Origin of the sequence: Syntrophomonas palmitatica JCM 14374 (assembly GCF_001311885.1) — a bacterium.
GTDB lineage: Bacteria > Bacillota > Syntrophomonadia > Syntrophomonadales > Syntrophomonadaceae > Syntrophomonas_A > Syntrophomonas_A palmitatica.
Genome location: NZ_BBCE01000010.1, coordinates 103,209 through 114,186 on the forward strand (window position 1 = coordinate 103,209; position 10,978 = coordinate 114,186).

Sequence of the window (10,978 nt, forward strand, 5' to 3'; positions counted from 1 at the left end):
GAGTAAATGATTGTATTTCAGGGGTATGAAATGAGTGAGACAAGTTTGGTGAGAAGAACTAAAAAAAGAAGTCCTCTTAAATTACTATTAGTAATTCTGGCAATGATTTTACTTATAGCCTTGGGAACGGCTAAATTTATAAAAAGCCAGTATGCCCCAATGTCCCCCGGTGATACCAAACAGGTAGATGTAGTGATTCCCCCCCAGAGCAATGCTCACCAAATAGGAGCTATATTGTATGAAAAGGGTCTGATCCGGAATGAAAAGGCGTTTCTAATATATATACGCCGTAATCAATTAGATAACCGGCTGTTAGCAGGACATTACAGGTTAAGCCGCGGCCAGTCGCTGCAGGAGATTGCTGAAGTTATTACCCAGGGCAAGGTAGCAGGTATAAATTTCACCATACCGGAAGGCTTTACGGTAAAACAGATCGGCGATTTGCTGGTTAATAAAAAAATCTGTACGCATGAGGATTGGAACAAAGCTGTTAATCAACACTACAATTATGATTTTCTCAAAGACGTCTCACCCTATAATTTAACCCCGCTTGAAGGATATCTTTTTCCGGATACGTACTCTATTTCAGAATCAACCACGTCTGAACAGATAATTAAACAGATGTTGAACAATTTCCGGCAGCACTGGAGCAGGGAAGTATCCCTTCGAGCCAGGCGGCGAGGAATGAGTGTCAAGGAAACCATAATTATAGCTTCGATTATTGAGAAAGAGGCTAAACAGGCTGATGAACGATGCAGGATTTCGGGTGTAATCCATAACCGCCTGCAGCAAGGTATGATGCTGCAGCTTTGTCCTACCGTCTTATATTGCCTGGGGCAGGAAAATAAAGATAATGTGAGCTACGAGGATCTTCAGGTTGATTCTCTCTATAATACCTACAAATACCCTGGTCTGCCGCCCGGACCTATATCCTGCCCCGGCGCCGCCTCGATTTCTGCCGCTCTTAATCCGGAAAAACATAATTACTATTATTATGTTTCCAAAGGCGATGGCAGCCATTACTTTTCCAAGACCTATTCTGAGCACCTCGCCGCGCAGAGAAAATACAGCAAGTAAGAAAAAGTTATTGGCCGTGTTTAATCGTTCTCTTTATCTCCCAAAAACAGGAGGATATGCAATGAAAGCTCCGGAGCTTGTAATGCCCGCGGGCAGCCTGGAAAAATTGAAAACCGCTTTGGTATTTGGTGCTGACAGTGTTTATGTGGGAGGCAAAGATTATAGCCTGCGAGCCTTTGCCGGTAATCTTGACCTGGACGAAATACGCCAGGGACTAGCGTTTGCCAGGACCAGAGGACAGAAGGTTTATATTACCGTCAATATCCTGGCCCGTAATCGTGATTTAAAGGATATGCCATCCTATTTGGAAGCTTTGGCTGACATTGGGGTTGACGGGATCATCGTATCAGACCTGGGAGTCCTGCGTCTGGCAAAACAATATGCCCCGGATATACCCTTAACCATCAGTACCCAGGCCAATATAAGCAACTATGAAGCAGCCGCCTTTTACCGCGACCTTGGCGCCACGAGGCTGGTGCTGGCCCGTGAATTAAGCCTGGAAGAAATAGCCGATATTAAAGAGCGTGTTGCTGCCGAAATCGAAGTATTCATTCATGGCGCTATGTGCGTATCTTATTCCGGGCGTTGTCTATTGTCCCACTATATGACGGGGCGCAGCGGCAACCGCGGAGAATGTGCCCACCCCTGCCGCTATAAATATACCTTGATGGAGGAAAAAAGGCCGGGGCAGTATTTCCCTATTGAAGAGGACGAACGCGGCAGCTATATTTTGAATTCCTGTGACCTGTGTTTGATTGAATACCTGCCGGAGTTAATTGAAATAGGCATAGATGCTTTCAAGGTGGAAGGACGCATGAAAAGCCCCCTGTATGTTGCCAGTGTAGCCGGGGTTTACCGGCAGGCTATAGATAAATTTGTTCACAGCTTGAAACCCTTTGCGGAATCAGAAAAGGAGAATTGGATAAAGGAACTGGCAAAAACCGCCACCCGTCCTTTTGCTAATGGTTTTGTTGCCGGCGATCATCCTGATTTGCAGGATATTTATAAAGATAAGCCCCCGGAAAGGGCTGCTTTTTGCGGGATAGTTAAGGGTTGGGATCAGGAGAACTTGCGGGCAGAGGTTGAACAGCGCGGGAATTTTGGTCCTGGTGACCGGCTGGAATTTCTGCTGCCTGGCAATAGAATTAAGCCGGTAGACTTGGAATCGTTGTATGACGCGGAAGGTAATCTGGTGGATCGTGCCCGTCATGCTCAACAGGTTGTTTATATTCCATGTGAAGAAAGCATTCCGGTTTGCTCCATATTAAGAAGGTTGGAAAACAGAGATGAGTGACAAGATCTTCCTTCAAGTCAAGCCTGAACATATAGATATGCTCACGAGGATAATCGAAGCCTTTGATCACCTGGGGGTTGTATCTACCTTGAATCGTGAAGAAGGCCTGGTAATGATCAGGGGTACAAAAGACACTATCCCGGAAATATATGGAATCCTGCCCACACTGCCGTTCCCAGTAAAAATAGAAGTGGACTTGCCCCAATAAACAGTATAACTCCCCCTGTACAGGCAAAGCTAATTATAAAGCTTGATACAGGGGGAATATTATTTTGAACAGGCAGCGCGGCTTGTTAATGTTGGTTTTGTTTCTATTAGCCTATATGGGGTTGGCGGGGAGAATAGCCTGGTTTCAACTGGTGCGTGGTGAAAAATTGAGCCGTGAGGCGGTAGCCATGCGCAGCCGCGCTATTGTATTAAAGGAATATGACCGGGGTGAAATACTGGATCGCAACTCACTGCCTCTTACCGATCTTAAGACAACCACCGCTTTATATTGTCTTCCCGGACTGCTTAAAGATAATAATCAAGACTTCAATTCTCCTATGTACGCTTCACCTAAGAACCAGGAACTAAGCAGCAAGTTAGCTCAAATATTGGATAAAGATAAAAAAGATATTGAAATGACAATTTCTCAGGCGCGGCATTCGGGTCATGGTTTTGTGCGTCTGGCCTCTGACTTAAACCCGCAGGAGCAACATAGCTTGAATAATTCTCAGCTTACCGGTGTTATAGTGGCTCCAGAACTTAAACGCTACCAGGACAACGGTTTTTGTGTACATCTCCTCGGTTATGTCGGAGGGGGGAATCCCCCAAGAGGTCAGGCGGGGCTGGAAAAGGCGTATGATCAGATTTTTGCCCGGAGCAGCAAAAACCAGGCATTAACTTCGGTATTTGATGCCCGCGGCCTGGCCATTCAGGGCCTGATGTTCAAGGTCAGGCAGGAGCAGGATAATCAAAGCGCCCTTGGTTTAACCCTGGATAAACGTATTCAGACCATCGTTGAGGAATCAATGAATAAAAGGGTTAACAAAGGCGCGGTTGTGGTAATGGATGTGAAAAGCCGGGAAATATTGGCTATGGCCAGCCGGCCCGCTTTTAATCCTTACCGGGTAGAAGATTATATCAACGACAATCAAGGCAGTCTGAATAACCGAGCCCTTATGGCGTATCACCCGGGCTCGCTTTTTAAAATGGCAGTGGCCACATCTTTATTGGAGAAGAAAATGGTCAGCCTTGATGATTATTTTCAATGTGACGGCGAGTACAGGTTTAATGACGAAGTGGCTATATCCTGTTGGAAAGAGGGGGGGCATGGCAATATTACTTTTAAAAAGGCTTTCGCATCTTCCTGCAACTCAGTCTTTATACAAGCTGCGCTCAAGCTGGGGCGCAAAAACCTTTTGGATATGGTTGAACGGCTGCACCTGACTGATGATACACTAGGTGGTTATTCGGTTAAATCGGATTCCTATGTGAAGATTGATGCGGGCGATCCGGCTATGGGTAATGCTGCTATAGGCCAAAAGGGCGTCATGTTAAGTCCCCTGCAAATATGTTCATTGGTAGCCAGTATTGCCGATGATGGTTGCTGGCGCAGTCCTCAGCTGGTTAAATACTTTGTTGATGGAAAAGGCAAACGTACTGTGATTACCCCTGAACCCAAACAACGCTTGTTCAGTCGGGAAACATCTAAAAACATGCGGATTTTAATGGAATCGGTTATAAATGAAGGAACCGGGAAAAACGCCGCCATGTTGGAAATGCCTGTTGCAGGCAAAACCGGTACCAGTCAAAGCGGGCGCATCAGTATTGATGGAGAAGAAATACTTGATACCTGGTTTGCAGGATATTTCCCGGCTAATAATCCCCGCTGGGCAATAGTCGTGCTGGTTGAACAAGGCAAATCCGGAGCCGAAGACGCGGCGCCGGTATTCAAAGAAATAAGTCAGGGTATGTTGAACCTGTTTTCAACTGCCGCAAGTGAATAATACCAATTCATACCTTACTCAGGCCTTCTTTGTCGTCCGTTAATATTACCGCTGCCCATACCAATTTGACTAATATTGACTAAAAAATAATTGGTTAATATAATAATACTAAAGGCAATCATCATTGCGACAGAAAAATAGGTGTTATTTGACTTAATTTTGACTTTATTAAACCAAAAGATTGGTGGAGGTGATTTTGTGAACATTGAACGTTTTACGCAAAAATCCCGGCAGGCTCTGGGTGAGGCACAGCAGTTGGCTGCCGAAAAACATCATCAGGAAGTAAGCGGTAAGCACCTGCTGCTGGCTTTGCTGCAGCAGGAGGAGGGCCTAAGCGGCAGGATTTTTGAACAAGCCGGTATTGATACCAGAATGCTGGCCGGGCATATAGATAATTTACTGGATAAGGCGCCTGCGGTTTACGGTTATGAAGGCGCGGTAGTTTTAAGCGGCGCCCTGGCGCGAGTCTTAAGCCAGGCGGAAAAGGAAGCCGCAGGCCTAAAAGATGACTATATAAGCGTGGAGCATCTCTTACTTGGTTTGACACAGGAAGCGGAAAATGATCTGCGCCAGCTGCTTACCCGGATGGGCATTAATAGAGACCTAATACTAGGTTCTCTGCGCCGGGTCAGAGGTTCACAGCGGGTTAGTTCGGATAATCCGGAAGAAAGCTACGAAGCTCTGCAGCGCTACGGGCGTGATCTGACCCAGCTGGCCCGGGAAGGCAGGCTTGACCCAGTTATAGGCCGGGATGATGAGATACGCCGGGTCATGGAAATATTATCGCGGCGCACCAAGAACAACCCGGTTTTAATCGGTGAACCGGGAGTGGGGAAAACGGCTATAGTTGAAGGGCTTTCCCGCCGTATAGTCGCTGGAGATGTTCCCGAGGGTCTAAAAAATAAACAATTGGTAGCATTGGATATGGGATCACTGGTAGCCGGGGCCAAATATCGGGGTGAATTTGAAGAAAGACTCAAGGCGGTACTTAAGGAAATCGAGGAATCTCACGGACAGATAATTCTGTTTATTGATGAACTGCATACCGTAGTGGGAGCGGGTGCGGCCGAAGGAGCTATGGACGCCAGCAATTTATTAAAACCAATGCTGGCCCGGGGTGAGCTGCGGGCAATAGGGGCTACCACCATTGCCGAATACCGTAAACATATCGAAAAAGACGCCGCTTTGGAAAGGCGTTTTCAGCCGGTAATTGTAAATCCTCCCTCGGTGGAGGATACGATTTCCATACTGCGGGGATTGAAAGAACGCTATGAGGTGCACCACGGGGTGCGCATCCAGGATGCGGCCCTGGTAGCTGCAGCAGTGTTATCAGACAGGTACATTTCTGACCGCTTTCTGCCCGATAAAGCTATTGATCTGATGGATGAAGCCGCCGCCCGCCTGCGTACTGAGATTGACAGCATGCCAACCGAGCTGGATGAGATTACCCGCCGCATAATGCAGCTGGAAATAGAGGCGGCAGCTCTGGAAAAAGAAAAAGACAGCGCTTCACACGAACGCCTGGAAGAGATATTGAAGGATTTACAGGATCTGAAAGGTGAGGCAGACCTGATGCAGACCCAGTGGCAGGCAGAAAAAGAGGCCATATCCCGGCTGCGCCAGATAAAACGCGCGATAGAGGACACCCGCATGGAAATGGAGAGGGCCGAACGGGAATATGACTTGAATCGTATTGCCGAATTAAAATACGGTAAATTAAACGAACTGGAACGCAAGCTAAAAACTGAAGAAGAACAGCTGGCAGGCAAACAGAAACATAATATGCTTTTAAAAGAAGAAGTTGATGCTGAAGATATTGCCCGTGTGGTAAGCCGCTGGACCGGTATTCAAGTGAGTCGTCTTATGGAGGGTGAAAGGGAAAAACTGAGCCACCTGGAGGAGATTCTGCACCAGAGGGTTATAGGACAGGAAGAAGCCGTGGTGGCTGTTGCTGATGCGGTGATTCGCTCCCGCAGCGGATTAAAAGACCCTAACCGCCCGGTAGGCAGCTTTATTTTCCTCGGTCCTACCGGAGTGGGTAAGACTGAATTATCAAAAGCCCTGGCCGAGGCGCTTTTTGATGATGAAAAGAACATTATCCGCCTGGATATGTCTGAATATATGGAAAAGCACAGCGTGGCCCGATTGATAGGCGCGCCTCCCGGCTATGTCGGATATGAGGAAGGCGGTCAGCTTACCGAAGCTATCAGGCGCCGCCTTATTCAGTAATTTTGTTTGACGAAATTGAAAAAGCGCATAATGATGTTTTCAATGTACTGCTGCAGATACTGGATGACGGCCGTTTGACCGACGGCAAAGGACGCCTGGTGGATTTTCGCAATGCCATTATAATCATGACTTCCAATATCGGCAGCCAGGAAATTCTGGATTACCAGCAGAGCGGCGGGGATTATGCTGAAATGAAACAAAGGGTTTTAGGACTTTTACGTTATAATTTCCGGCCCGAGTTTTTAAACCGTATAGACGAAATCATAGTTTTCCATGCGCTGCAGGAAGAGGAAATCGAAAAAATCGCTGAGTTATTGCTGAAACGATTATCTTTAAGGTTGCGTCAAAATACCCGGGGAAACCTGGCCTGGGAACCAAACGCTTTAACCTACCTGGCACACAAAGGATATGACCCGGCTTACGGGGCGCGTCCTCTAAAAAGGCTGATTCAGCAGGAGGTAGAAACTATCCTTTCTCGAAAAATGGTAAAAGGTGAAATTCAGTCTGGTGACGAGGTGGTTTTAAGAGCTGTCGGGGATGCTCTGGAAATTGAAAAAGCGTAATGCGACTGAGGGAGGCCGAAGCCTCCCTCAATTAATTAATTCGCCTGCATCCTGTACATATCCTCAATTACATCCTGGTATTTTTCCAGAATGGTCTTCATTTTAAGTTTATTGGCATGGCTTAATTCCCCGTCTTCCTCGCAAAAACGATGCCGCATCAAACGGAAGGTTTTAATAGTCTCGTATTCTCTGAGCTTGCTGTTGATCATATCGATCTGATCCTGCATAGCCAGGCGCACCAGGTCGTTTTGCATTATATCCATACCAACTTCTACACAGGTGCTTATATCGTTAATATCTTGATATACGACCTGGCTTTCATCAAAAGGTATGCCGTGACTGCGCAAAACCCGCAGGATAAAATCGTAGTTGGGAACAATCAGAGCACTTATATATTCGCGATCCTGGCCGACTATCGCCACCTGATCTATCAGGGGTGAGGTGCCGCACAAGGCTTCTAAACGAGCCTGGGAAATCTTCTTGCCGTTATCAAGCACGATCAAGAGTTTCTTGCGGTCTACTATTCTAATATAGCCATTATCATCCATTTCTGCGATATCGCCGGTTTTAAACCAACCATCGCTGGTTACACTCTCCCGGGTAGCTTCTATGTTGTTGTAATAGCTGTCAATAACCCCAAGCCCCTTAATCAGCAATTCGCCATCTTCATTTTGTCTGAATTCTACTCCGGGAGTGGGGGGAGAAATCCAGCCGATTTTATATTTGTCCGGGCAGGAAAGAGCAATCCCGGCGGCGCTCTCAGTGAGGCCATAACCCAGAATGATGGGCAGGCCCATCCCCACTAGTTTGCGCTGCAGATCTATATCCAGATAAGCCGCCCCAATGATAAAGTTTTTTAACTGACCGCCCAAAACATGGTGAAAACGCCAGTATACACTGTTATATGATTCTATCCATTCCTGGCGCAGGGGCTCTTCAAGCTGGTCAGGTATAGGGATAGTCAGGTTAATATATCCGTTATGGTCTTCAAGCGCTTTAGTGGCGCGGACTGCCACATCCATAGCTTTTTCCCACGCTATTCTTCCATCCTTGGTGCTCATAAAACCTTTTTGAAAACTTAGAAACAGCACCGCAGCCAGGCGTGGAACCCAGGTAAGCCAGGTGGGTCTTATTGTTGCTATATCCATAAGCAGGTTTTCATAGGAACTCGCAAAACCCAGCGTTCCCCCCAGGAGCAGGGGACTGAAGTAGCCATGAATCTTTTCCATAATGTGTGAAACCGGTAAGAGCACCAGACTGACCAGGTTATAATCCAGTGGCTGCCCATGTGCTGCCAGATGTTTAAAAACCCGGGTGCATGAATTAAGGATGTCCTTATGGCTGAACAAGCCAGCCTTCAGGCTCCTACCGTGCCTGACGTATATACAACAGCTGCGGGACTGTCAGCCCGCAGAGATTTTAGGCGGTTTTTCAACAGGACTAAACCTGCTGTATAATCAGTGCTGCCCAATCGGATTAGTTCACCCAGGCTGAATACATCTTGACCGTTACCGCGAAAGCCTTTTTGCAAACAAACCAGGTACTGCAAAGAAGGCATATCGGAGCGGTAGGAATTTATCTCGTCCAGCCTTTGCTGGTTGTCAACGAACAACAATTTAACATTGCTGTGTTTGACCACCGCGGTGGTTTCAGCCCGGTTGAGATTTGGGTAAAGGGATACGGTGGCGGCGCCCGCAAAAAGGGTTCCCAGATCTGCCCACGTCCAGCGCGCGCTGGTATTGCCTTTGATACCTACCCGGTCTTCAGGAGAGAGGCCAAGTCTAATTAGACCAATTGCCAGTTTTTCCACCCGGCTTATCATCTCATTATAGGTAACAATACGCCATTTTCCTTCTTCTTTTAGGATATTGGCCGGCCGGTTGCCGTAATTGGTCTGGGTATTATATAGTGCGCCGGGTATAGTATGTACCTGCTCATCGAACAACTCCAAGAGGTTTTTGTTCATGATTAGCCCCCCCAAAAATAAATGTCATAACATTATGAAAATTTTATCTATCTTTACCAATATTCTGTCTTATGCTTGAAGCTGGTGTCAACAACAAAATATATAATCCTAATGTAAATTAATAGAACTAATAGAAACAAATTCATAACATAAAAAACACATTTTTATCTTTTTCGGCATATAGTATAAAGCGCTCAATTTTGATGGAGGTGGTATCTTGACCATCCTGGGCTGGGTATTGGCCGTTTCAGCTATTGTCAAGGGTACTTTAATACTGTTTGGCTACATCCATAATCAGGTTTTCCCTCATCCCCTGGAAGAAGCCGAAGAAGGCAAATATTTAAGGGAATTAAAAGGAGGCAGTGAAGAAGCTCGAAACGTACTCATCGAACATAATTTACGCCTGGTAGCGCATGTGGTCAGAAAATATGAAAGCAGCGGTGAAGATATAGAAGACCTCATTTCCATCGGAACAATTGGTCTCATAAAAGCTATAAAAACGTATGACGAAGAACGCGGGGTCAGGCTGGCAACCTATGCGGCACGTTGTATTGAAAATGAAGTTTTAATTTTATCTTCGGGCGGAAAATTAAGGAAGTGAAAATTAAAAATTAAAACATCTAACCCCCAAAATTTTTTTAAAGATTTTGGGGTTTTTTTATGGGCAAAATCCTGATTATTTGTTAGGGAGGAATTACCGTGGCTGATATTTGTAGAAGAATTAAAAGAAGAAGCTTTACTCAGATTGATAATGAACCCATAAATGACCCCGATCTGAAGTATGAAGATATTGGTTTATTGGCTTATGTTATGAGCAAACCCGATGATTGGGTTTTTTACAAGAACGAATTAATTAATAATCACGGGAATGGCCGGGAAAGCGTTGGAGGTATTTTTAATCGCCTGGAAGCCAAAGGATATTTATTAGTTATAAAACGCAAAAACGAAAAAGGGCAGTTCACAAATAACGAATATATATTCACTGATGTTCCTTTTGATTTTGGAGACATACAGATAAATAATATAGAAAATAATAACAAACCCCAGAACCCGCACCAAACCGGCATTTCACCCGTGAACGGGAAGCCGTCAACGGGAAGCCGTCAACGGGAAACCGTTAACGGAAACCCGTCAACTACTAATACTATATATAGTAATACTATAAATAATAATAATGTCGTCGTCTTAGACGAAATCCAAAAAATCTTTTTAGAAAAACTTAATCAAGAGATGCCTGACAGTTTGGCAGAACCACTTGGGCAGTATACTCTTAGCGAAATACATACAGTGGTTGATACTTTAATTGAGAAAAAGAGACAAGGTCGTATTTCAACTCCCATTGGAGTATTGCTAAAAAACCCCCATTCAGTTATATCTAGAATATTATCGGGTTCATTTTACCCAACTGGGATAGAGGATTCTGAGTACACAACGGAAATATTAGAATTTGAAAAATACACCGGAATCAACCTAAGCGGTAAAGTAAGACAGGACGCCTATAAAACATGGAGAGCAAAATTTTCTAAAGAAATGGTTTTTAAGGCAGGTGAATTGGCTGCAAAAAACTCTAAAACAGGTGGTATAGAATATATTAATGCCGTACTCAACGATTGGGAAAAAAGAAACGTACAAACCCCAGAACAAACTAAAAGGCCCAGAAAAACACAAACATCAGAATATGTAACATATGTGCCAGTATAGTATTGTTTTTTGTAAGCAAAAAGATTATAATTTTTAATAAACAAATAATTAAATATCAGGGGTGGTTTACAAAAAATTAGACTTTTTTGTGTTACTACCCCTATGCCCTTCGGTAAGCGAAGGTTTTTTGTTTTAAAAACATTTTTCAATCCCTGAA

General features: G+C 45.1%; 8 protein-coding genes and 1 pseudogene. 7 read left to right on the top strand and 2 right to left on the bottom strand.

From position 1 onward, the window contains the following. Positions 1 to 30 precede the first annotated feature (30 nt). The 5 genes and pseudogenes from mltG to clpB all read left to right on the top strand — a co-directional run bounded on the left by mltG (position 31) and on the right by clpB (position 7,154). Positions 31 to 1,077: an endolytic transglycosylase MltG gene (mltG, locus tag JCM14374_RS07420; RefSeq protein ID WP_054695524.1), complete on the top strand. Its 1,047-nt coding sequence runs from the start codon at positions 31 to 33 to the stop codon at positions 1,075 to 1,077. Positions 1,078 to 1,138: 61 nt separating this feature from the next. Further along, positions 1,139 to 2,371 (top strand): peptidase U32 family protein, encoded by a 1,233-nt coding sequence (locus JCM14374_RS07425; protein WP_054695527.1) that lies wholly within the window; start codon positions 1,139 to 1,141, stop codon positions 2,369 to 2,371. Continuing rightward, entirely contained in the window at positions 2,364 to 2,579 is a 216-nt protein-coding gene (locus JCM14374_RS07430) for a DUF4911 domain-containing protein (RefSeq protein WP_054695530.1), read from the top strand. Before JCM14374_RS07425 ends, JCM14374_RS07430 begins: the two co-directional genes overlap by 8 nt. 64 nt (positions 2,580 to 2,643) lie before the next feature. Beyond that, positions 2,644 to 4,362, top strand: coding sequence for a peptidoglycan D,D-transpeptidase FtsI family protein (locus JCM14374_RS07435; protein WP_054695533.1), 1,719 nt, complete (start codon positions 2,644 to 2,646; stop codon positions 4,360 to 4,362). Between the two features lie 198 nt (positions 4,363 to 4,560). Further along, positions 4,561 to 7,154: pseudogene (gene clpB / locus JCM14374_RS07440) on the top strand (ATP-dependent chaperone ClpB). Between the two features lie 35 nt (positions 7,155 to 7,189). On the opposite strand, the gene JCM14374_RS07445 reads toward clpB, so the two are convergent. Continuing rightward, complete coding sequence (locus JCM14374_RS07445) at positions 7,190 to 8,503, bottom strand: AMP-binding protein (RefSeq protein ID WP_054695536.1); 1,314 nt, start codon at positions 8,501 to 8,503, stop codon at positions 7,190 to 7,192. Positions 8,504 to 8,511: 8 nt separating this feature from the next. Beyond that, positions 8,512 to 9,120, bottom strand: a complete 609-nt coding sequence (locus tag JCM14374_RS15240) for an AMP-binding protein (RefSeq protein WP_054695539.1) — start codon at positions 9,118 to 9,120, stop codon at positions 8,512 to 8,514. Positions 9,121 to 9,337: 217 nt separating this feature from the next. On the opposite strand from JCM14374_RS15240, the gene JCM14374_RS07455 reads away from it, so the two are divergent. Then, a complete protein-coding gene (locus JCM14374_RS07455; RefSeq protein ID WP_207641605.1) occupies positions 9,338 to 9,721 on the top strand; it encodes a sigma-70 family RNA polymerase sigma factor in 384 nt (127 codons plus the stop codon). Positions 9,722 to 9,819: 98 nt separating this feature from the next. Continuing rightward, positions 9,820 to 10,821 (top strand): DnaD domain-containing protein, encoded by a 1,002-nt coding sequence (locus JCM14374_RS07460; RefSeq protein ID WP_054695542.1) that lies wholly within the window; start codon positions 9,820 to 9,822, stop codon positions 10,819 to 10,821. Positions 10,822 to 10,978 lie beyond the last annotated feature (157 nt).

Coding starts and splice junctions, on each gene's coding strand:
- JCM14374_RS07430 (WP_054695530.1), top strand. CDS start 2,364: ATGAGTGACAAGATCTTCCTTCAAGTCAAGCCTGAACATATAGATATG.
- JCM14374_RS15240 (WP_054695539.1), bottom strand. CDS start 9,120: ATGAACAAAAACCTCTTGGAGTTGTTCGATGAGCAGGTACATACTATA.
- mltG (WP_054695524.1), top strand. CDS start 31: ATGAGTGAGACAAGTTTGGTGAGAAGAACTAAAAAAAGAAGTCCTCTT.
- JCM14374_RS07425 (WP_054695527.1), top strand. CDS start 1,139: ATGAAAGCTCCGGAGCTTGTAATGCCCGCGGGCAGCCTGGAAAAATTG.